The organism is Bacillus sp. FSL K6-1145 (assembly GCF_038003425.1).
GTDB classification, from domain to species: domain Bacteria; phylum Bacillota; class Bacilli; order Bacillales; family Bacillaceae; genus Bacillus; species Bacillus pumilus.
The window spans coordinates 320,347-341,800 of the sequence record NZ_JBBOPC010000001.1; the positions used below are offsets into that span (position 1 = coordinate 320,347).

20 protein-coding genes are annotated in these 21,454 nt (G+C 43.8%); 17 read left to right on the forward strand and 3 right to left on the reverse strand.

Annotated elements, in window-relative coordinates:
- Positions 1-32 precede the first annotated feature (32 nt).
- The gene (locus tag MHH41_RS01740; RefSeq protein WP_137055227.1) at positions 33-1,022 is read right to left on the reverse strand and encodes a LacI family DNA-binding transcriptional regulator; all 990 of its coding nucleotides are present in this window, start codon (positions 1,020-1,022) and stop codon (positions 33-35) included.
- A gap of 109 nt (positions 1,023-1,131) precedes the next feature.
- Here MHH41_RS01740 and MHH41_RS01745 point away from each other — a divergent pair, with 109 nt between their 5' ends.
- The 7 genes from MHH41_RS01745 to MHH41_RS01775 all read left to right on the forward strand — a co-directional run bounded on the left by MHH41_RS01745 (position 1,132) and on the right by MHH41_RS01775 (position 7,748).
- Positions 1,132-2,457 (forward strand): DegT/DnrJ/EryC1/StrS family aminotransferase, encoded by a 1,326-nt coding sequence (locus MHH41_RS01745; RefSeq protein ID WP_340865471.1) that lies wholly within the window; start codon positions 1,132-1,134, stop codon positions 2,455-2,457.
- Entirely contained in the window at positions 2,432-3,298 is an 867-nt protein-coding gene (locus tag MHH41_RS01750) for an HAD-IIB family hydrolase (protein ID WP_226804619.1), read from the forward strand. The genes MHH41_RS01745 and MHH41_RS01750 overlap by 26 nt, the downstream gene beginning before the upstream one ends.
- Positions 3,295-4,341, forward strand: coding sequence for a Gfo/Idh/MocA family protein (locus MHH41_RS01755; protein WP_050943283.1), 1,047 nt, complete (start codon positions 3,295-3,297; stop codon positions 4,339-4,341). Before MHH41_RS01750 ends, MHH41_RS01755 begins: the two co-directional genes overlap by 4 nt.
- Positions 4,342-4,395: 54 nt before the next feature.
- On the forward strand, positions 4,396-5,583 hold the full coding sequence (locus MHH41_RS01760) for an MFS transporter (RefSeq protein ID WP_340865473.1): 1,188 nt from the start codon (positions 4,396-4,398) through the stop codon (positions 5,581-5,583).
- Positions 5,584-5,695: 112 nt separating this feature from the next.
- Positions 5,696-6,325 (forward strand): LysE family translocator, encoded by a 630-nt coding sequence (locus tag MHH41_RS01765; RefSeq protein ID WP_003217164.1) that lies wholly within the window; start codon positions 5,696-5,698, stop codon positions 6,323-6,325.
- Between the two features lie 101 nt (positions 6,326-6,426).
- Positions 6,427-6,810, forward strand: a complete 384-nt coding sequence (locus MHH41_RS01770) for a UPF0715 family protein (protein WP_003216904.1) — start codon at positions 6,427-6,429, stop codon at positions 6,808-6,810.
- A gap of 179 nt (positions 6,811-6,989) precedes the next feature.
- Positions 6,990-7,748: a YqcI/YcgG family protein gene (locus MHH41_RS01775; protein WP_003216950.1), complete on the forward strand. Its 759-nt coding sequence runs from the start codon at positions 6,990-6,992 to the stop codon at positions 7,746-7,748.
- On the opposite strand, the gene MHH41_RS01780 is transcribed toward MHH41_RS01775, so the two are convergent.
- Complete coding sequence (locus tag MHH41_RS01780) at positions 7,743-9,095, reverse strand: amino acid permease (protein ID WP_065098752.1); 1,353 nt, start codon at positions 9,093-9,095, stop codon at positions 7,743-7,745. The genes MHH41_RS01775 and MHH41_RS01780 overlap by 6 nt on opposite strands.
- A gap of 79 nt (positions 9,096-9,174) precedes the next feature.
- Between MHH41_RS01780 and MHH41_RS01785 the strand changes: the two genes are divergently transcribed.
- The 9 genes from MHH41_RS01785 (at position 9,175) to MHH41_RS01825 (ending at position 19,068) form a co-directional block, all read left to right on the forward strand.
- The gene (locus MHH41_RS01785; RefSeq protein ID WP_003217259.1) at positions 9,175-9,771 is read left to right on the forward strand and encodes a DUF1989 domain-containing protein; all 597 of its coding nucleotides are present in this window, start codon (positions 9,175-9,177) and stop codon (positions 9,769-9,771) included.
- 194 nt (positions 9,772-9,965) lie between these two features.
- Entirely contained in the window at positions 9,966-10,787 is an 822-nt protein-coding gene (nadE, locus tag MHH41_RS01790; RefSeq protein ID WP_044139266.1) for an ammonia-dependent NAD(+) synthetase, read from the forward strand.
- 320 nt (positions 10,788-11,107) lie between these two features.
- Positions 11,108-11,965, forward strand: coding sequence for a citryl-CoA lyase (locus MHH41_RS01795; RefSeq protein WP_080772930.1), 858 nt, complete (start codon positions 11,108-11,110; stop codon positions 11,963-11,965).
- Complete coding sequence (locus MHH41_RS01800) at positions 11,962-13,395, forward strand: aldehyde dehydrogenase family protein (RefSeq protein ID WP_050943270.1); 1,434 nt, start codon at positions 11,962-11,964, stop codon at positions 13,393-13,395. The genes MHH41_RS01795 and MHH41_RS01800 overlap by 4 nt, the downstream gene beginning before the upstream one ends.
- A gap of 9 nt (positions 13,396-13,404) precedes the next feature.
- Positions 13,405-14,181, forward strand: a complete 777-nt coding sequence (aroD, locus tag MHH41_RS01805) for a type I 3-dehydroquinate dehydratase (protein WP_251191158.1) — start codon at positions 13,405-13,407, stop codon at positions 14,179-14,181.
- Positions 14,182-14,215: 34 nt separating this feature from the next.
- Positions 14,216-15,976: a thiamine pyrophosphate-binding protein gene (locus tag MHH41_RS01810; RefSeq protein WP_340865477.1), complete on the forward strand. Its 1,761-nt coding sequence runs from the start codon at positions 14,216-14,218 to the stop codon at positions 15,974-15,976.
- Positions 15,977-15,998: 22 nt separating this feature from the next.
- Positions 15,999-16,379: a cupin domain-containing protein gene (locus MHH41_RS01815; RefSeq protein ID WP_003216877.1), complete on the forward strand. Its 381-nt coding sequence runs from the start codon at positions 15,999-16,001 to the stop codon at positions 16,377-16,379.
- 124 nt (positions 16,380-16,503) lie between these two features.
- Positions 16,504-17,706: a CaiB/BaiF CoA transferase family protein gene (locus MHH41_RS01820; protein ID WP_080984713.1), complete on the forward strand. Its 1,203-nt coding sequence runs from the start codon at positions 16,504-16,506 to the stop codon at positions 17,704-17,706.
- A 45-nt stretch (positions 17,707-17,751) separates the two neighbouring features.
- A complete protein-coding gene (locus MHH41_RS01825) occupies positions 17,752-19,068 on the forward strand; it encodes an MFS transporter (RefSeq protein WP_050943265.1) in 1,317 nt (438 codons plus the stop codon).
- A gap of 40 nt (positions 19,069-19,108) precedes the next feature.
- Here MHH41_RS01825 and MHH41_RS01830 read toward each other — a convergent pair whose 3' ends face one another.
- Positions 19,109-20,467, reverse strand: coding sequence for a hypothetical protein (locus MHH41_RS01830; RefSeq protein ID WP_340865480.1), 1,359 nt, complete (start codon positions 20,465-20,467; stop codon positions 19,109-19,111).
- Positions 20,468-20,615: 148 nt separating this feature from the next.
- Here MHH41_RS01830 and MHH41_RS01835 point away from each other — a divergent pair, with 148 nt between their 5' ends.
- On the forward strand, positions 20,616-21,389 hold the full coding sequence (locus MHH41_RS01835) for an IclR family transcriptional regulator (protein WP_050943261.1): 774 nt from the start codon (positions 20,616-20,618) through the stop codon (positions 21,387-21,389).
- Positions 21,390-21,454 lie beyond the last annotated feature (65 nt).

Here is a 21,454-nt window from a genome sequence, read left to right on the forward strand (position 1 = left end):
AAAAGACTGAGACAGCTCTTAGTCTTTTTTGTTTATGTCGATTCCCTTGTCACGAGCCGGGTAGGCAGCTGGATATGTTCACGCTGTAATGGTTTTTGGTCTTGCAGGATCTCGATTATTTGCTGCACAGACCGCTGGCCAAGCTCTACGATCGGGATGTCGATTGTGGTGATCGTTGGAGCCGTCACCTCGCAAATGTCTTGATTGTCATAGCCAATCACCGCTAGATCCTGAGGAATTTGATAACCATATGAAATGGCCTGTTTAATGAGTCCTGCTGCGACTTGATCATTACCGGTGAAAATGGCATCAGGTGCATTCTTCATGTCATGGATGACATCCATTAAGCGAAAACCGTCTTCAATGGTGAAGGCCTCGCCGAACAGCCAATCGTCATGCAGCGGCAAGCCGTGTGCAGAAAGAGCATCGAGATAGCCCTGTTTCCTTTGTTTCTGTGCTTCACTGCTTTCTGTATCAAAGCAAAACCCGATCGATTTCCGCCCCGACTGAATCAAGTAGTCAACTGCTTTATAGGCAGCTTCCCGCTCATCGTATCCAATAATCGGGATGTCTGCTGTTTGATGATATTCATTCGCCATGACAATAGGGCCGTTCGTTAAAAATGGCTCGATCTTTTCCCACGGATTTTCTAATGCCCCTAATATGACCCCATCTACTTCTCTTCTTTTTAATAATTGAAGCCCTTCAAGCTCTAATGATTCCTGATAAAACGTCTGAAGCACGATGGCTTTATAGCCTTGATCCAGTGCTTCTTTTGAAATTCCTTTAATGAATTGTGCAAAAAAAGGATGGTCCACAGCCGGGACAGACACAGCAATGGTTTTTGTCTGATGTGAACGAAGGGTGCGAGCCGCTGAACTCGGTGTATATTCCATTTCTTTCATCACCTGTAAAATGAGCTGGCGCTTTTCCTCTGACACATATGGATGATGATTCAGCACTCTGGAAACGGTGGTGGTTGAAACCCCGCAGCGTTTGGCAATTTCATAAATTGTACACATATTAACAAATCCTTTACACAAAGTTATTGTTCTGAAATCGATAACATCATTTACAATGTGAAACAAGTTAAATATTAACAAATGGAATTGATTAATTGGAGGGAATGGAATGCAAATATTGACGAAGATATCAGGTAAAAGCAAGGATTATCTTCCTTTGCTGGATATGATCAATCAAGGTGTTCAAGTAAAGTCTGATTCAGTTGAGAAGCACCTAGCAAATGAAAAGCTGGTGACGTTCCTCGAGCAAGATAAAGAGCGCACAAGTTTGGAAAAAATTCTCTTCCATTATAAACAAAATAAGGAAAAAAAGATACCGTTTCTGCCAGTTGATAAACTGATTTCAGAGGATGAAATCGATGATATTATGCAGGTGCTGAAAGAAGTATTGAGTTCTGGCCGTTTTACTTCAGGGCCATATATCCCGGCGTTTGAAAAGCAGCTCGCTGAGTACTTAGGGAAGAAATATGTCATTGCCACGTCAAGTGGAACAGATGCCCTAATGATCAGCCTTATATCAGCAGGCGTCACTCCAGGAGATGAGGTCATTTTGCCAGCGAATAGCTTTGCTGCAACAGAAAATGCAGTGCTTGCGATTGGTGCTGTTCCAGTCTATGCCGATATTGATCCAGATACTTACTGCTTGGCACCGAGTGAAATAGAGAAGCATATCACAGATCAAACGGCATGCATTCTTCCGGTTCATTTATATGGAAAACAAGCGGATATGAAGGCCATTTCGGCGATTGCAAAAAAGCATGGGCTAAAAATCATTGAAGATGGCTGTCAAGCGATCGGCAGCACTGGCCTTGGAGCATATGGAGATGGGCTTGTTCTCAGCTTTAATCCATACAAAAATCTTGGTGTCTGCGGCAAGGCAGGAGCCATTGCAACAAATGATGAAGCCTTAGCGGAGAAATGCATGGAGATCAGCTATCACGGCTTTGAAGTAGGAAAGAAAAATGTCAAACGCAGTGACTACGGCTTTAATTCGAAAATTGATAATTTGCAGGCAGCGATCGGACTCGAACGCATGAAGTATTTAGGATTACAAAACTTTAAACGTTTCTACTTAGCAAAGCGATACATTGACCAGCTGCAAACGCTTGAGGAAGAAGGATACTTGAAGCTTCCGAAGCTAACGGATGACCACGTCTGGCATCTGTTCCCAATTAGAGTGCTGAAGGGAGAGCGAGATGAGCTTGCAGCAAAATTGCTGAAAATGGGCATAGAAACAGATGTTTATTACCCGATTCTATCGCATCAGCATCAAACAAATCTTGTTTCTCAAAAGTATAAACAAACGACACTTCCACAAACGGAAAAAGCAGCACAGGAATTACTTCACTTGCCATTGTATCCAGGCATGCCGCTGCAAGATCAGGAGAAGGTCATCGAGGGGGTTCATCATGTTATCAAGTCTTCCATTCAATAAAAAGCTGCTGAATCAGCCGGATAATCCGAAGTGGATCGTCTTCTGTGACTTTGATGAAACCTATTATTCTCACGAAATGACAGAGGAGCAGAGAGAGGATGTCAAGCGGCTGGAAGCCTTTGTGGCAGAAAAGAGTGAAGCAGGACAGCTCATGCTTGGCTGGGTCACGGGAAGTAGCCTCGATTCTGTCACAAGTAAAATGGAAACAGGCGGTTTTTATCAATTCCCGCATTTTATTGCGTCGAACTTAGGGACTGAGATTGTGTATACATCGGATGCTCGTTTTGGACAGCCAGATGCGGAGTGGATGAAGCGGCTGGATGCAAAGGGCTTCTCAGATGAAAAAATTGAAGACATCCTCGAAACCATACGTGAAAAGGGAATTCATCTCAGACCGCAAACGCAGCTGGGCAGCTCAGGGTATAAGAAGAATTTCTATTATCAGGAGCAGGATGAACGGACAGATCTTCATCATCTATCATTCATCCAAACACTTGCCAAAGAGCGCGGGGTGGCGGTCAACATCAACAAATGCAATCCGCTCGCAGGAGACCCTGCTGACTGCTATGATGTCGATTTTTTACCAGTCGGCACAGGGAAGGATGAAATTGTCCGCTTTATGCTGAACCAATATGATTTATCGAAAGATCAAGGCTTTGCCTTTGGAGATAGTGGGAACGATTTGCGGATGCTTCAATCCGTCACGCATGGTTTTCTCGTCCAAAATGCGACGGCCGAAGCCAAGCGGCACCATCATCAAATTTGTCATCATGGGTATGCAAAAGGAATCTATGAAACACTGAAAACAGTGATGTATAAACATGAGGAGGCACATTCATGAAGAAAATTGGAATTGTTGGAGCAGGGAATATTGCAAAAGCACATGCAAGAGCATTATCAACGATCAAAGGTGCAGAGTTATCCGGTGTCTATGATTTACATGAATCAGTTGCACAGGGATTCATTAAACAGTATGGCGGACGCGTGTATTCAAGTATCGAAACTTTAGCAGATGCATCTGATGGGTTGATCATTGCCTCCCCTAATTTTTGTCACAAAGACCATGCCCTTCAGGCACTAAGAGCAGGACAGCCCATTTTATGTGAAAAGCCGATGGCTGTGTCGCTGAAGGAAGCGGAGGAAATGGTGGAGACAGCCAAACAGTTCCAGGTTCAAGCCAGTATGGGCTTTAACTATCGTTACTTATCCTTTGTGAATATTTTGAAGAACTTGATTGCCAATGGTGAATTAGGCCGCATTTTGACTGTCAGGACTCATTTTAAGAAAAACAGTGCCCTCAGAAGAAAGACATTTTCATGGAGAGACAGCGGTGAGAGTCTGCGCACGAGCGGCGCTTTAGGAGATCTTGGTATTCATTTAATTGATATGCTGTGGTACTTATTTGGCAGTGACATGAAGAAAGAATCACTTAATACGAAGATGCTGACACATGTAAAGGAAAAAGAAGAGAAAAAGGTGCAGGTGGATGATCATACCGAAATTTTCGGTCAGATGGAGAATCAAGTGTTCTTTCACTTGGTCACATCCAAAAGCACGCAGCCTGAGGAATGCGGATTTAGTGTTGAAGTCGTTGGTCATGACAAGGTATTCAAATACCATACGAACATGAAAAACGAATACGAGATCAGTGATGGCTTGTGTGTGGAGCGTCATCAAATGCCGCAAACCTTGCTGACAGATCCGCCAAACGAATTTTACGGATGGTCTGATACGTTCCGTGATCAGCTGATGCACTGGGTGAATACAGATCCATATCCATCTCATATGAAAGTCGCTGATTTTGTAGACGGGTATCGCGCACAAGCAGCGCTTAATACGTGCTTCGAGAGGGAAGAGGCTGTCGAGTCTGCCCAGACATATTAAAGAGGTGGAGCGGAGGATGTCAAAACTCCGCTCCTTTTTAGAGGAAGTGAAAAGATGAAAAAAGTATTTTATTTTGGCTGTGTCTTTTATTTTTTTATTGGGACCATTCATGTGTTTTTTGGCAGCTTAACTCCTTATTTACTGTCTAGTTACGATAAGGGTCCTGGGGAATTATCTTCTTTAATCTTTTTTCAGTTTATTGGTTTTTTGACAGGGGTTCTTTTATCCCCCATCCTTGTGAGGAAAAAAGGCTACGGCGCTGTTCTGACCATGGGTCTTTTGCTGATGATCGGGTCACTTCTGCTTGGGCTTTTGGTTCCTGGCTGGTCAACACTTGTGCTGGCAGGTTTTTTTCTTGGGAGCGGGGCAGGCAGTCTTGAGACAACAGCCGGAGCGTATGTGATTTCGATGGCAAACAGTGCGAAGCGAATCAGCATCATGGAGGTCTTCTTTGGGTTAGGAGCACTGTTATTTCCGCTTGTGATTTTACTAACTGTCAATGAACAGACGTGGCACTATGTGTTTTTATTTCAAGTCGGTGCACTGACATTCTTCCTTATGCTCTGGCTTGCCTTCATGAACAAATTGCCTAGTGGACAGATGACTGCTCCTTCCAATGAGGTAAGAAAACCGTCCTTACTTGTTGATCGAAACAATCGAATCATTGTGGTGATCATGATTTGCTTTGCCTTTTTCTACGCAGGGATTGAAACGAACTTTGCGAACTTTTTGCCGTCGATCATGCTGGAGAAGGGGGGAGACAATTGGGGTCTCTTTGCAGTCTCTACCTTTTGGACAGCGATCGTCATTGGCAGAACTGTCATTGCGAGAAAAGCTGATAAGTTGCACCCGCTGCGTTTTTTAAAGCTAAGCGCAGCACTCATGATTCTGCTGCTCGTTGTATTTGCCCTGACAACCCACATCGCCGCGCAGCTGCTTCTCATCTTTTTCATCGGTCTGTGTGCAGCTGGTATGTTCCCAATCGCACTGACTGCATCTGCATTAATGATTGAAAATGCGATCGACGAGGCGACGAGTTACTTTATTGCAGCCGCAAGTTTAGGCGGAGCCTGCTTGTCCTTCTTGATCGGCTTTAGTCTTGAATGGGCAGGAGCAGCAAGTGCCGTCTTTGTTTTCGCCTTCTTAGCTGTTCTTCTGTTTGCAGCTGCGATTCAAATGAAACGTGCTACGAAAAAGGAAACGGTCCTGCCGCAACAATCAACGCTGAAAGCCGATCGTTAAGCAATATCCAATGTCTCCTTGAATCCACCTGAAAAGATGAAAAAGGACTTGTACTAAACCATAGAACGTTTGAATAATATGTACAAGTCAGCATCAAAAGGAGGACGTCTATGTGGCGGTGTTTTTTGGTTATATCTTTTTAGGGTTGTCACTTTCAGCGCCTGTTGGGCCAGTCAATGCAGCTCAAATCGACAGAGGGATTAAAAGTGGATTTTGGCACGCGTGGATTTTTGGTGTGGGGGCAATGGCTGCGGATATTGTCTATATGCTCCTCATTTATTTTGGTGTCGCCCAGCTTTTGACCGCACCTCTTGTGAAAACCTTTTTGTGGCTATTCGGCTTTTTTGTTTTGACCTATACCGGCATTGAGAGCCTACGTAAAATCAATTTGCAGGAGAGCCCGAAAAAGGATGTTGGAAACACTTCGATGGGTCAGTCATTTATGACGGGGTTTTTCATTTCTCTTTCCAATCCGCTCAGTATTTTATTTTGGCTTGGTATCTACGGCAGTATTTTGGCCAATACGATCGAAAAGTATGGGGCATCTCAAATGCTGATGTACAGCTTGGCTATTTTTATCGGCATGTTGATCTGGGATTTCAGCATGGCGCTGCTTGCTAGTTCGTTTAGGCGCTATTTAAGTGAACGTGTCTTACATGGCTTATCCGTGCTTGCAGGCTTATCTTTACTTGGTTTCGGCGCTTATTTCGGGTATCAAGGGATCATGGCGTTGATTGGGTAGAAAAGCAGACTCATGTCAGTCTGCTTTTTTTGTAAGGATTGACAGACATAACACATTCTTGAATAATGGTGAGATATAAAATGGATTCAAGGAGCTTTGCCATGCGTATTTTTCTTCCTGTATTCAACTATTTGTGCATGCTGATCTTATCAGTCATCACAGCAACATTCGTATATACCATGCTATTTATCCCGACTGAATCAGGCTTTGGTTATGTGGAGATGACAAGTCTGCTGATTTTAATCGCTTATGTAGTGTTTGCTGCACCGATTCAGCTTGTTTTACACAGGCATCCTAGAAGGTTTCGAGGCCGTGACTTACTTGTTTATTTTCTTGCGGCGTGGGTGATTTGCTCTGCGTTAGCGTTATGGATTGATTATGGACTGGTTGTGTTCATTAGCTACAAAGTCTATCTGTTTAGCTTTTGCTCAGCCCTCATTTATTGGGTGCTCGATTCTGTCTTTTTGATGAAGAACCGATCATAGGGAAGATACAAAAGCGCTCTATTAAAAGAAGCAGCATGGAGTGAAAGACGCACATACATGCTGAATTTGAATGAGAACATCCACCTCTGGAATGCGCAAGGAAAGTCGCTTAGGGACAGTCACCACAGCCTTTTTTTCTCATAGGCTATGGAGAAGACGCTAAAACGAGGTGGAAGGAAATGGCCCAGTTGTATGCAAAAAGTTGCCTTGATCAAAATCTACGATCACTAGAAGAATGGAAGCAGGATGCTTTTACGCTATTTGGAGAGATGGTAGGAGATGAGGCAGATACATTCCCTTGTGTCCCAGGAAGACAGGGATTTTTTCTCGATCATTTACGCTATGGGTTTGTGGGTGATCCGAGAAAAGAGGAAGCTGTTGAGGAATTAGCGCAGCTGCTGAGAGAATATCAAAGCTGTGCGAAAGAAACGGGTCAATATGCTTCATTTATATGCTTTTTTGAAACACCGCAGGATTTAAAGGAAAGTTCGCTTGAAGAGCTTGAGCAGCAGTTTTGGTCATTGCTTCAACGACTGCACCAGAAAGATGAAGTGCCATGGCCTGAGGATATTCCGCTAGATGCTCATCATCATGAGTGGGAGTATTGCTTTCACGGGGAAGCGTATTTTATTTTATGCTCCACACCGGCTCATAAGCTCAGAAAAAGCCGCCACTTTCCTTATGTCTTAATGGCATTTCAGCCTAGATGGGTGTTTGAGAAATTGAATGGATCGACTAAGTTTGGTCAAAAAATGAGCCAGCTCGTTCGCAAGCGGCTCAAAGCGTATGATGAGGTCGGCGTTCATCCATCATTAAAATGGTACGGTGATCCGACCAATCATGAATGGAAGCAATACTTTCTCCCAGATGAAGAGGCGGAGAAACCAGCCTCCGCCAAATGTCCTTTTACTGCATTAAGAAACATGATGAAATTATGATGCGGTCTGATCCTGCTGCTTCCACTTTTTCCTCATAAATAGCACCATGATGGCAATCACTGCAATGATCCCAAGGCTGATAAAAAAGCCAGGTCGTCCGCTTGCCTCTGTTAAAGTGCCTGAAATGGCGGCTCCAATCAGGAGAAGTGCAAGAAACATTTCGCACGTTTGGCGAGTGGATGGCTTTGATAGCTTTTTACTTGAGAACAGAATGAAGACCCACGTGTACAGAAGGGTAAGACCGGCTGCTGTTGTGAGATGCTCGTAGATGTGTTTGGACAAAAAGAGTGCAAGCAAAATCGAGACAATTAATCCAGCAGCAGTTAAAATAATCGAAGGCCATCCGACATGAGATGGGTCTTTTTGTTTAAAACAAGCAGGTGCATCTTGATGCTCCGACATCGTGCCAAGCAGCGTCGTGACTGCATAGAGTGAGGCAACCAATGTCGAAAAGCCAGCAATAATGAAAATGCCATTAAAGATATGAAGAAAGATTGATAAATGAAATGGCTCTAATGATGTAATAAATGGACTGCTGTTTTCATTAAAGGCTGTCACCGGGACAAGCAAGAGAGCAAGACCAATTGAGACGATATAGATGACCGCTAGAATGATCAGCATGACGCGTCCAGACTTTGCTGCATCCTTCGGGTCCTTTAAATGAACCGCCATCAGCCCCATGACTTCAATTCCCCCAAATGCATAAAACGCATAAATCAATCCATTCCAAAGACCAAGCGGACCGAGCGGCATCCATTCGTGATCTTTGTTTGGGAGGTGAAGGGTTGGTTTATGATCTGTCAGAATCCCGAATAACACAAGCGCCGCCAGGATCATAAACAGAAAAATCGCAGCTGTCTTCAGTACCGCAAGGACATTTTCTGTCTTTTGAAAAGAAGAGAGCCCTATGATAATCACGAGCAGGGCAAGAGCGGAATAAATTGCAGAAAACACCCAGAGCGGCACAGATGGAAACCAGTGGCGGGTAAAAAGAGAAATCGCTGTTAACTGACTTCCTGTAATCAGCATTTCTGCGAACCAATACACCCAGCCATTGCTAAACCCTGCCCAGCGTCCATATGCTTTACGAGCATAGGAACAAAATGACCCTTTATCAGGATTATCGGCTGTCATCGCAGCCAAATGTTTAAAGACGAGATAGGTTCCAACCGCAGCAAGTAAAAAAGAAATGCAGACGGAAAAACCGGACTTTGTAATGGCAATGCTGGAACCAAGGAAGAAACCAGTGCCAATCGTACAGCCGACTCCGATGAGAGAAAGCTGCCACCAAGATAAAGTTTGTTCTTCTTTCAATGCATGCGCAACACCTTTCTGTTTCAATGACATTAGCTTGTGACCGCCTCTTTTTTTTATACATGATCAAGAGGACGTTTTGGGCATACTGTCAAGGAAAGGAGTGTATGTGATGAACGGAGAATATGTCATTTTACCAAAGGGCAGACTGGGCTTTCGTTTAGGAAAAGGCCAATGTATGCGGGTGGTTGATGTTGAAGGCCAGCAAGTAGCAGATGTCATGGCCTATCACGAAAAGGATTTTTATGAAAAATTTGACCAAGGCGCGACAATGGACAGCCTATTTTCGTCCAAAGTGAAAAAAGGCGATAAGCTCTATTCTAATTTATACAAACCGATGTTTACGGTCATTGAAGATACAGTCGAGTGCCATGATTTATATATGCCCGCTTGCCGGCAAGAAATGTACCAGCTTTTATACGGACGGACGCATTTAGAGGTCATGCATACATGCTACGATAATTTAAGGACTGCCTTTGAACCATTTGGGATTCCGAAGGAGGATATGTACTATCCTTTTAATGCCTTTATGAATACAGTCATTGATGAAAAAGGAAAGCTGTCTGTGGAGCTGCCAAAATCTCTTCCCGGTGATTACATTCGTCTGCGAGCCGAAATGGACCTCATTGTGGCCGTATCCGCATGCCCTGCTGATATTGGGAAGTGTAATGGCGCAAGCTGTACATCTATACGGGTAGAAATTGATTGAAAAAAAGGCCAGTCCGTATAGACAGGGTCTTTTTCATTTGTGAATGTTTGATCATTGATGAAATAGGGGAACGTCTTACAAAATGTTCTTCCTGAAAACATGGTATAATGAAGATTCAAAAAACGTTGTCAAATCAATGAATTTAGAGTAAAACCTGTTCTCTTCATGTAGAGGATGCTTAGGAGGAAAAGTGTATGAGTTTGCAAAAAAAGATCAGCCAAGAGTTGCATGTGCAGCCCTCAATTGACCCGAAGCAGGAGATCGAAAAACGGGTTGGATTTTTAAAGGACTACTTGAAAAAAACCGGCGCGAAAGGATTCGTTCTCGGGATTAGCGGCGGACAGGATTCAACGCTCGCTGGCCGTCTTGCACAGCTCGCTGCATCTGAACTGCGTCAAGAAGGAAAGGAAGAGGCAGTCTTTATTGCGGTGCGTCTCCCGCATGGCGTGCAGCAGGATGAAGATGATGCCCAGCTCGCTTTATCATTTATTCAGCCGGACAAGTCGTGGAAATATGATATTGCGCCTGCCGTGACGGCATTCAGTGAACAATATCAAAAAGACACAGGCGGACCGTTGTCTGATTTTAATAAAGGGAATGTCAAAGCACGCATGCGAATGATCGCGCAATATGCTGTTGGAGGAGAAGAAGGATTACTTGTCATTGGTACAGATCATGCAGCCGAAGCAGTCACTGGGTTTTTCACGAAATATGGTGACGGCGGTGCAGACGTTCTCCCGCTCACAGGTCTGACGAAACGCCAAGGCCGGACACTGCTAGAAGCGCTGCAAGCACCAGAGCGCCTATACTTAAAGAAACCGACAGCCGATCTGCTTGATGACAAACCTCAGCAAACGGATGAAACAGAACTAGGCATTACGTACAATGAAATTGATGATTACTTAGAAGGTAAGCCCGTGTCAGAACAAGCAGCAGAAGCGATTGAAAAGCGCTATGTTCAATCAGAGCATAAACGCCAAGTACCCGCTTCCATGTTTGATGACTGGTGGAAATAAAAAAGCGACCTCTCCAGTAGACGGAGAGGTTTTTTTATGTTGAATTTTTAAATGGGTTTGACAAAATAACCAAAAATTCATTAAATTAGTAGAACGATCTACTCAAGTCCATTTAACTAAATAAAGATTTTTTTGATCAAAAAAAGCAATCATAATTAGTTCGATTCACTTAATTTCACTGCTATTTACAGTATTTTCAGAAAAAATGATTGACGAAGAAAAAGAATACGCTTACAATGAAACCACATTCCGAAAAGTGAAATTAGATTCCACTGAATGGAATAAAGGGGTGGTTCACCTCCAAATAAGAAGCTAAAGGAATGATTGACACAATGAAAAATCGAAGTGCACTGGAAATCTACAAAGAGGGAGGCGCTTGGTGGGAAACTGAGATTAGTCATATTCAAAAAAATTCAATTGAACTTCGAGGTTATCCGATTGAAGAACTGATTGGCGAACTGTCGTATCCACAAATGCTTTATTTACTGCTTGTTGGTGAATTATTGGATGATTCAAAAGCAGCTCTTTTTGAAAGTGTTCTTGTCGCAGGCGCGGACCATGGACCAAGAGCGCCATCTATTGCAGCTGCCAGAATGGCGGTGACTTGCGGCATTTCGTTTAATTCCTCTGTTGCAACAGGGGTGAATTTATTAGGTGATATTCATGGCGGAGCCGGAGAGAAGGCCATGCGTATGTTATACGAAGCCAAAGCGATCTACGATGATCAAAAGGATATACAGTCTGCGGCCAAGCAAGTATGTCACACATGGTTAACTCGCAAGGAAAAAATCCCGGGGATCGGCCATCAGCTTCATGATGATGATCCGAGGGTTAGACGTCTATATGAGCTGAGTCACACATATGTCCAGCAAGGTCTTATCAGTGGGATATATTTACGGTTAGCCGAAGCGATTAGACATGAGCTTGAACACCTGAAAGGGAAGAAAATCACGATGAATATAGACGGTGTATCTGCTGCAATCCAATGTGAATTAAACATTCCAGCAGAAGCAGCAAAAGGCATTTTTTCCTTATCCAGAGGAATGGGCATCGTGGCGCATGCATATGAGGAGCTGACAAAGGGAGCCCTCGTGAAGGGACCTTGTCCAAACGAAGAAAGATTGGTTCGTTATGCAGGACATGGAACGCGGCACCTCAAGGAGGGAGAGAAAATTTGAGTAGTTTGAAAGCGTTATCATATATAAACGGCGAGTGGATGGATACCGATCGTGTGAAAACAGATATCATCAATCCTTACTCAGGAGAAAGGATCGGTACATCATATCTCGCCTCATCAGAAGACATAGAACAGGCACTTTCTATTGCGCAGCATGCTAAAAAACAAATAGCGGGAATATCGGCAATCGAACGCTCAAAGCTTCTAACGAAAGCAGCCACCTTGCTTGAAGAACAAAAAGACCATTTCGCAAAACTGATTTCGTTAGAATTAGGCAAACCGCTTAAAAATACAAGAGATGAAGTCTCACGATCAATCGAGACGCTAGCGCAGTCGGCGGAAGAAGCGAATCGATTAGTAGGTGAGACCATTCCAGGCAATGTATCATCGCGTGGGCAGGGAGCAATGGCCATGACATTTAAAATACCAGTCGGAGTTGTGCTGGCGATTACTCCTTTTAATGCACCGCTCAACTTAATTTGTCACAAAGTTGGTCCAGCTTTTGCGGGAGGGAATGTCATTATTTTGAAGCCTGCACCGCAAACATCAGCTGTTGCTACAGCGTTTGTCAAACTCCTTCTCGAAGCAGGGTTCCCTGAGGCAAGTTTGCAGCTTGTGATTGGCGGGGTCGAGGCTGGGAAACAGTTAGTCACTGATGAAAGAACGAATCTCATCTCTTTTACCGGTGGGGCTGCCGGAGGAGAGCATATTACAACCTCTGCGGGATTAAAAAAAGTATTGCTCGAACTCGGAGGGAATGGCGCGACGATTGTTCATCACGATGCTGATATTGAACAAGCCGCATCCCTTTGTGCCAAGACAGGCTTTAGTAATTCTGGTCAAAGCTGTATTTCTGTTCAAAGAATTTATGTCCACCAGGAAATAATGCCGTCTTTTACTGAGGTATTAAAACAAAAAGTAGAGCAGCTTGTCGTTGGAGATCCGCTGTCCAGTGAGAGTGATATCGGCTGTATGGTCGATGCACAGGCCGCGCAGCGTGTTGAGACATGGATACAAGAGGCAGAGAGTATGGGGGCACAGCTTTTATGTGGGGGAAAAAGAAATGGAGCGAGCATCACACCGGCTATTTTGCTCAACCCTCCGAAACAGGCCAAGGTCGTCTGTGAGGAAGTATTCGGCCCAGTTGTCAGCATTCTCCCTTATGCGGAGCTGGAGGAGGCAATTAAAGAAGCAAATGATAGTCGATATGGTTTGCAGGCAGGGATCTTTACGAATCAGCTGGATGTTGCGTTACACGCAGCAAAAGAGCTTGAAACTGGCGGTGTTGTCATCAATGGGACATCAAATTTTAGACTGGATCATTGGCCTTATGGAGGAATTAAGCGAAGTGGTCTTGGAAGAGAAGGTCCGCGTTTCGCTATTGAGGAGATGACCGAAACCAAAATGATCGTGCTTCCACAGGGTCTGTGAAAGGGGCGTATGGATGTGAATGCATTTCAGCAAAAGGTAAAAAGTGTGCAGACAGGCGGTCAGCCAATGATTTGTACGCCGCTCATCGGGCAAACAAAGGAAGAATTGTTTCATGAGGTCGAGGTATTAACTGAGAAGAAGCCTGATGTGATAGAGTGGCGGGCGGATTTTTTTCATCACCTTCATGACAAGGAACAAGTCATAGAAACCCTTAAGGGGATGGTAGAAAAGGCAAAGGGCATACCATTTTTATTCACCATCCGCTCTGAAAAGGAGGGCGGCGAAAGTATATCACTCTCAGAAAATGAGAAGGTTTCTCTGCTTGTCGAGCTTTGTTCCACACAGCTTGTGGACGCCGTTGATTATGAATTGATGCATGATGTGACACATTTACAGCAAGTCAGTCAGGCGGCTAAAAGTAATGGGGTCATCTTGATTGTGTCGTATCACGATTTCCAGCGTACCCCTGAGTTGGATCGTCTCGTGCAGCTCTTCGTCAATGCAGAATCAGTCGGCGCCGACATCGCAAAGATTGCAGTGATGCCGCATTCCTATGAGGATGCATTAACACTGCTCTCTGCGACCAGCCATGCGAACAAGCAGCTGTCGATTCCCGTTATTTCGATGGCAATGGGGGAATATGGGGCTTTTACAAGAATGGTTGGTGGACTTTTTGGATCTGTCATGACCTTTGCTGTAGGGAAAGAAAGCTCAGCTCCCGGGCAAGTGGCAATACAGGATTTGAACAGCGTTCTATCTATTGTTTTTCAAAGAATAAGAGAGTAGCAGATTCATAGCTGCACCGTGAGAGGAGAGAAACATGAAGAAGAATATTTCTACACAGGTTATTCAGTATTTAGAGAATCGGGGAGTCGAGCATATTTTTGGTCTCTGCGGTCATACGAATATTGCTTTTTTATCAGCGCTTGAAAAAAGCTCGATCCAATTTGTAAATGTCAGACATGAACAGATAGCGGCACATGCAGCAGATGGTTATGCGCGAGCAAAGAAACAGACAGCTGTTGTTCTCAGTCATCTAGGTCCTGGACTCACCAATGCGGCAACAGGGGTAGCGAATGCAGCACTTGATTCCATTCCAATGGTTGTCATTGCAGGAGATGTCCCGAGTCATTACTACGGAAAGCACCCACATCAAGAGATCAATCTTCATTCCGATGCCTCTCAATACGAAATTTACCGGCCGTTTGTGAAAAGAGCATGGCGAGTCGATATTCCAGAATTATTTCCAGAGATTTTATCAAAAGCATTTCAGTTAGCTGAAAGTGGCCGTCCTGGCCCAGTGCTGATATCTGTTCCAATGGATGTGTTCTCAAAAGACCTAGATGTGTCCCTGTTTGAACAAATCAACCATCATACACACACCATTGAAAAGCCTTCAATTGATGATCAAACGGCCAATCGGATATTAGATCGATTGCTGCAGGCAGAAAGGCCGCTTTTATATGTAGGGGGAGGCATTTTACTAGCTGACGCACCTGAAGAATTAAAGGCATTCTCTGATCATCTAAGTATCCCTGTCGCCCATTCTTTGATGGGGAAAGGAGCCATGCCAGATGATCACCCAATGACCCTTGGAATGACAGGATTTTGGGGGACAAAATTTATCAATGATCAGTGCAAAGCGGCGGACTATATATTGGCTTTAGGCACCCGTTTTGCTGAAGCTGATGCGAGTTCGTGGGAATCAGAATATACGTTCCGTTTCCCATCAACCAAGCTCATTCATATTGACATTGATCCGAATGAAATTGGACGTAACTATCCTGTTGACATTGGAGCAGTAGCTGATCTGAAGCAGGCCTTGACTGTACTCAATCGAGTGGCGAGAGAAAGACTGCCAGAAGGGCTGAATCGACCTGAATTGAAAAAGGAAATTGCGGCATATCGTAAGGAGTTTCAGGCGAGCAACCTGACGAACATTCAAGATGAATCCTTCCCAATGAAGCCGCAGCGTATTTTGCAGGAAGTGCGGGAAGTATTACCGCCAGATGCCTTTATTACAACGGATGTTGGCTGGAATAAAAATGGGGTCGGACAGCAATTTCCTGTGCTCACGCCAGGGACCATTCTAACACCAGGCGGCTTTGCAACGATGGGATTTGGAGCACCTGCCGCACTTGGGGCAAAGATTGCCCAGCCTGACCGTGTCGTTGTGTCACTCGTTGGGGACGGCGGATTCGGTCAAAATCCATCCGTTCTCGCAACAGCCGTTGAAGAGAACATTCCTGTTGTGTGGATTGTGATGAATAACAGTGCGTTTGGAACAATAGCTGGCTTGCAAATGGCGCACTATGAAACGACGTACGGTACTGTTTTCAGAAAAGGTGGAGAAAGCTATTCTCCGGATTTTGCTGCCATTGCAAGAGGTTATGGGATGAAGGGGATTAAAATCACCTCTGCTTCTGAATTCAAAGAAGCTTTAGCTGAAGCAATTGCATCTCAAGAGCCTTGCGTCATCGATGTAGCAATGAAAAATGATCCTGTCCCTACGGATGGACATTGGAATATTAATGATATTTATTCACCAAATTCAAAGCGCTCACATGTCAGCGTGAATTAAACATAACGAGGAGGAAGTAACAATGAAAATTAAAGTATTGAATCCGTTTCAAGATGGGAACCCATTATGGTTAGGTTTAGATCATCCAGAGGAGCAAATGATTCGAAAGGTATTTCAAACCATTACACCAGATACTGTTGGGTCAGAGCATATGATGGCAGGTCTCACCATTTTTGAACCGGGAGAAGCAAGTTCAGTGCACAATCACCCAGGTTCAGAGGAATTTGATTATGTGATTAAAGGATCTGGCGAAGTCATTTGTGATGGAGAAAGGCAGTCCTTTAAACAAAATGATTTCATGTTCATTCCAGACGGTGTCTCGCACCAGCATGTAAATACAGGAGATGAACCTTTATGGCTGATTTGGCTTTACACACCGCAAGGGCAGCTTCCGAAGGATTAACAAACTGCTCCGGTAAGCCCTCCTTTTGAATCATCAGGGTCTTCCGGGTTAATCAGAAAGATGACAAGGGCTAAAATAGAAAGTTATTTAGCCCTTCATCACTTGAATGAAAGGGAGTCAAGCAATGAATATGAATACACCGCTCGAAGGAATGAAAATATTAGACGTCTCTACGATGATCGCTGCCCCCTATGGCGCGGTGCTTCTAGGGGATTTTGGTGCAGAGGTCATCAAAGTCGAGATTCCTGGTAAAGGCGATACGCTGCGGCATGTTGGCCCTTTTGCAGAAGGTGAACCACTTAGATGGTCAGGTCTCTCACGGAATAAGAAATCTCTAACACTGGATCTGCACAAAGACGAAGCAAAAGACATTTTTAAAAAGCTTGCAGGTCAGGTCGATGTGTTGATTGAAAATTTTCGCCCTGGAACTCTCGAAAAATGGGGCGTAGGGTACGACGTATTAAAAGAAATAAACCCTCAATTAATTATGATTCGTGTATCGGGTTATGGACAAACGGGTCCGTTTAAGGACAAGGCCGGATTTGGAACACCTGCGACGGCGTTTAGCGGATTTACATATATTCAAGGGTTTCCAGACCGGCATCCAGTCAGTCCTTCCTTTTCTTTAACAGATTATATTGCAGGCATATATGTGGCGTTTGCTACTGTGACAGCGATGTATTACAGAGATACACATTCAGAAGGAACTGGGCAAATGGTGGATTTGGCCCTCTATGAATCTGTGTTTCGTATGTTAGAATTTTTGGTTGCAGAATATGACAAGCTTGGGAAGGTGCGTGAGCGTTCACCGGGGTTAAGCGGTCATTCAAGCCCTGCCGGCACCTATGTGACAAAGGATGGGCATTATTTGGTTCTTGTGACGAGTACGGATTCGACCTTCAATCGATTGGCAGAGGCGATGAATCGATTAGATTTATTAGAGAATGAAAAATTCGCGGTCAATGCATCTAGGCTGAAGCATAACAAAGAGATGGATGCGATCGTCTCTCAATGGATCGCGTCGAAAACAAGGGATGACGTATTAGAAATTCTAGATACTCATGGCGTTCCTGTGAGCCCAATTTTAAGTATTCAGGATATTTTCGAGCATCCGCAATTTAAAGCACGAGAGAATATCGTCGAGGTGCATCACCCCCGTCTTGGAAAAGTAAAGGTGCCTGGGATCATTCCAAAGTTTGAAAAAACACCCGGAAGTATCCGGCACATTGCACCTGATTTAGGCGAACATAATTATGAGATTTTAACAAATATGCTTGGCTTAACAGAAGAAGAGTGTAAACAATTGGAGGAAAAAGGGGTTATTTAAGGCGCTCAACCGAACCGCACGCTGCGGAAACAAAGGAGGATGGTTATGAAAGTGCATTCAGAACTGAAGGGGAATGAATTGCGGCCCGCTTATATGAAGCCAACGAAAGCCCGTTTTGGCATATTGATTCTGTTGTTTTTTATTACCGCCATTAATTATATTGATCGAGCCAGTGTATCCATTGTTGCACCTGCTATTCAATCTTCATTGCAATTAAATCCTGCCTTATTAGGCCTCATTTTTTCAGCATTTAGCTGGACATATACAGCGATGCAAATACCAGGCGGTTTTATTCTCGATAAATTTGGCTCAAAGGTAACGTATGGGATATCACTCATTACCTGGTCTATTTTCACAGGCCTGCAGGCGTTTGCGAACAGCTTTGCCTTTTTATTCGGCTGTCGTTTGTTTATTGGGATTACAGAATCTCCCGCATTTCCTGCGAATAACCGCATTGTCACCACATGGTTTCCAAGGCGGGAACGGGCTTTTGCGACAGGTGTTTATACTGCTGGAGAGTATGTGGGTCTTGCATTTGCGACACCTCTTCTTTTTTGGATCATGACGACTTTCGATTGGAGAACCGTCTTTATTACGGCAGGTGCGCTCGGTATCATATTTGCTTTCTTTTGGTACAAGTATTATCACGAACCGAAAGAGCATCCGAAGATGAATGAAGAGGAGTTAGAATTGATTCGGCAAGGCGATGGACTGACAGTAGCATCACAGGGGAAGCTGAAATGGGCAGACTTTGCCGCCCTTCTAAAATATCGTAAATTGATTGGGCTCTATATTGGCCAATTCTCTGTAGCGTCTACACTTTTTTTCTTTTTAACATGGTTTCCGACCTATTTAGCAGAGGCGAAAAATATGGCATTTCTTAAGGTAGGTTTTGCGGCTTCTCTTCCTTATATTGCTGCATTCTTTGGGGTATTGTTTGGAGGTTATGTGTCTGATTGGCTGCTTAAAAAGGGCGTATCCGTTAATGTAGCGAGGAAGCTGCCGGTAGTGATTGGCTTGCTTCTGACGAGTACCATTGTTTTAGCGAACTTTACAACGAATATTCCGCTTGTGCTGACCATTTTATCCATCGCTTCATTTGCACAAGGACTGTCTAATATCTCTTGGACGATGCTGTCTGAAGTGGCACCAAGGGAAATGGTTGGTCTGGCTGGCGGTGTATTTAACTTTTTTGCTAATTTAGCTGGGATCATCACTCCGCTTATTATCGGATTCATCGTGTCGGCGACAGGCTCATACAACGGGGGTATTTTATTCGTCAGTTTAGTCGCATTAGGCGGGGCATTGTCGTACATTTTTATCGTAGGGAAAATTGAACGTATTCAATTAAAACCAGAGTGAGAAAGCAAAAGAGAACTCAAACCAAGTTGAGTTCTCTTTTTTATGAATAAAAGATAATAGTGATGATCGTTGCACATGCGATACCCATGCTGATATAAAAGCCAGCAAACCATATATTCCAGCGAGTGATACGGTATGGGTTGACCTTCATCAAATCAGCTAACAGGGAGACAGAAACATTAAAAGGACTAAACATGACAGTTGATGTTCCAGCAACGATAAGCATGATGGCAATGGGAAGAGCAGGAAGTTCTTGGATGACAGGTGCCATCATGCTGACTAACAAAGCAAGCGAGACGAGCGGGTGAAAACCGCAAAGAGCGGTGATTAGAAAATATAACCCAATGACACAATAAACCAAAATGGCATCGTCTGATATACTGACAATAAATGCTTGAATCGGCTGCATACTGTTTGTGGCAAGCAGCATATCGACAAAGAAGCCAGCACTTAAAAATAGACACATATAGTTGGAGAGCTGACGGGTTTTTTCTTTCCAATGAGGGACAGAGACGGCGATATATTGTTTTCTTTTTTTGATGACAGAAGAGAATAATAGAGCAAATGGAATAATGGTTAGCACAACAGCGAATAAATAGCCTTTCCCAATCCATGCATCGACAAGTGAGACGGCAGTCATAAAACTCAGCAGCATGAAAGCAAGCTGAAGGGTTTTTCGCTTAATTCGACGAGGATTGGAGTTTGTTTCTGCGGACTGAATGATGTTTGTGAATCGTTTGCTTTGACGAGAGAAGAGCATCCAATCTGTCGCCAGCACGATGACCATTAAACCAAAAGTAACGGGTGCGATTTGATAATATTTGAGTTTGGTTGCATCAATGGTGACGCTTACGAGCACTTCAACAGGGCTCCAGCTTAAACATAATGCATATGACCTTAAAAGGTTGCGTGTATAAAGATGTTGTCTCACTTGTTCTTTTAGGGAATCCAGCGACGGTTTGAGCGATGTATATAGTAAGGGGATCGTCGCGATATTTAAAAACATGCCAAGAATATGAGTGACAAATGAACTCTTGCGATAAAGCTGGTTTGTGCTCGTTGTATGCAGTGTGAGCAGTTTATTTAATTGTGTATCGAAATGTCCAACATGTATGAGAGAATGAATAAAAGGCAGCATGAAAAATAGAGAAAGCAAGCCTAGCATGGAATGAAAGTGAAGAAAAAACGTGTGCAATGGCTCGTCGGATAAGAAAAACAAGAACAAGCCAATCATGAGAAACATAGCACCTGTTTTCAAATAAAGCCCACTTGCTTTCTTAAAAGAAATGATGAGCGAAGCAGCGGCCAGCAGACCAACAAAATAGGAGAGTATGGGAGCGGGAAATAGTTGATGAACAATATATAGGCTAATAAGAAGTGTAAAAACGAGCAGGTACATTCAAATATCTCCTCCATCAAACCTCTCCAATCGTTTTTATTCCGACTGGTGGAATTTGTTTTCTTTTAGTGGAACGTTTAAAATGGATTATAGCAAAATCGATCGTTTATGTCGATAAGAAATCAAAGGGGAAAAGGAGAAAGTGAACATGGCTGATAAGAAGTCAAAAGAAGAATCAGGACTGCGTACGGTTCAGCGCGCTTTGGATATTCTTTATTGTTTTAGTGAAGAACGTCAAGAGCTGACGCTAACGGAAATTTCAAAAGAGATGAATTTAGCAATGTCTACTACAACGAGACTGCTCAAGGCACTTGAAATGAATCATTTTGTGGAAAAGAATCCAGACACAATGAAATACCGATTGGGTCAAAGACTTTATCTCCTTGGATACATTGCAGGGAAGTCCATTAAATTGAGAGAACTGGCTAAACCACTCATGTACGCACTTCGTGATGAAACAAAAGAAACCGTCAACCTGTATGTACTGGATGCAACAAGCAGGGTTTGTATTGAACAGGCGGAAGGGCTGCAATCGATTCGACATCTTGTCAAGGTTGGTGAGAAGCTGCCGTTATACGCAGGTGCAGGCGGAAAGGTATTATTGGCATTTCAAAGTGAAGAATTTCAACAAAAAGTATTAGCGTCTGAGGCTGATCATGTGATGAGAGATGACTGGCAAAAGGAATGTAAACATATTCTTGACACGTATACTTCTTGCAGCATCGATGAACGAGAGGTAGGATCTGCGGCAGTAGCGGCACCAGTCTTTAACATTCATGGGGAAGTGAAGGCTTGTTTATCCATATCTGGTCCAACCCAACGGTTTACTGAAGAAGTCATTCCCAAGCTGCAGCAAAAAGTGAAAGAACAGGCACAGAGGCTTTCTGAACAGCTCGGCTACGTCGTCAAACACAATTTTTAAGATTGCCTATCTTTTCGCGCTCCATTTATCATATAATAGAAACATTATGTAGCATTCCTTGTCGT

Excerpts from the sequence above, each read along its gene's own strand:
- MHH41_RS01740 (WP_137055227.1), bottom strand. The coding sequence starts at position 1,022 with ATGTGTACAATTTATGAAATTGCCAAACGCTGCGGGGTTTCAACCACC.
- MHH41_RS01745 (WP_340865471.1), top strand. The coding sequence starts at position 1,132 with ATGCAAATATTGACGAAGATATCAGGTAAAAGCAAGGATTATCTTCCT.
- MHH41_RS01750 (WP_226804619.1), top strand. The coding sequence starts at position 2,432 with ATGTTATCAAGTCTTCCATTCAATAAAAAGCTGCTGAATCAGCCGGAT.
- MHH41_RS01755 (WP_050943283.1), top strand. The coding sequence starts at position 3,295 with ATGAAGAAAATTGGAATTGTTGGAGCAGGGAATATTGCAAAAGCACAT.
- MHH41_RS01760 (WP_340865473.1), top strand. The coding sequence starts at position 4,396 with ATGAAAAAAGTATTTTATTTTGGCTGTGTCTTTTATTTTTTTATTGGG.
- MHH41_RS01770 (WP_003216904.1), top strand. The coding sequence starts at position 6,427 with ATGCGTATTTTTCTTCCTGTATTCAACTATTTGTGCATGCTGATCTTA.
- MHH41_RS01775 (WP_003216950.1), top strand. The coding sequence starts at position 6,990 with ATGGCCCAGTTGTATGCAAAAAGTTGCCTTGATCAAAATCTACGATCA.
- MHH41_RS01780 (WP_065098752.1), bottom strand. The coding sequence starts at position 9,095 with ATGTCATTGAAACAGAAAGGTGTTGCGCATGCATTGAAAGAAGAACAA.
- MHH41_RS01785 (WP_003217259.1), top strand. The coding sequence starts at position 9,175 with ATGAACGGAGAATATGTCATTTTACCAAAGGGCAGACTGGGCTTTCGT.
- nadE (WP_044139266.1), top strand. The coding sequence starts at position 9,966 with ATGAGTTTGCAAAAAAAGATCAGCCAAGAGTTGCATGTGCAGCCCTCA.
- MHH41_RS01795 (WP_080772930.1), top strand. The coding sequence starts at position 11,108 with ATGATTGACACAATGAAAAATCGAAGTGCACTGGAAATCTACAAAGAG.
- aroD (WP_251191158.1), top strand. The coding sequence starts at position 13,405 with ATGGATGTGAATGCATTTCAGCAAAAGGTAAAAAGTGTGCAGACAGGC.
- MHH41_RS01810 (WP_340865477.1), top strand. The coding sequence starts at position 14,216 with ATGAAGAAGAATATTTCTACACAGGTTATTCAGTATTTAGAGAATCGG.
- MHH41_RS01815 (WP_003216877.1), top strand. The coding sequence starts at position 15,999 with ATGAAAATTAAAGTATTGAATCCGTTTCAAGATGGGAACCCATTATGG.
- MHH41_RS01820 (WP_080984713.1), top strand. The coding sequence starts at position 16,504 with ATGAATATGAATACACCGCTCGAAGGAATGAAAATATTAGACGTCTCT.
- MHH41_RS01825 (WP_050943265.1), top strand. The coding sequence starts at position 17,752 with ATGAAAGTGCATTCAGAACTGAAGGGGAATGAATTGCGGCCCGCTTAT.
- MHH41_RS01830 (WP_340865480.1), bottom strand. The coding sequence starts at position 20,467 with ATGTACCTGCTCGTTTTTACACTTCTTATTAGCCTATATATTGTTCAT.
- MHH41_RS01835 (WP_050943261.1), top strand. The coding sequence starts at position 20,616 with ATGGCTGATAAGAAGTCAAAAGAAGAATCAGGACTGCGTACGGTTCAG.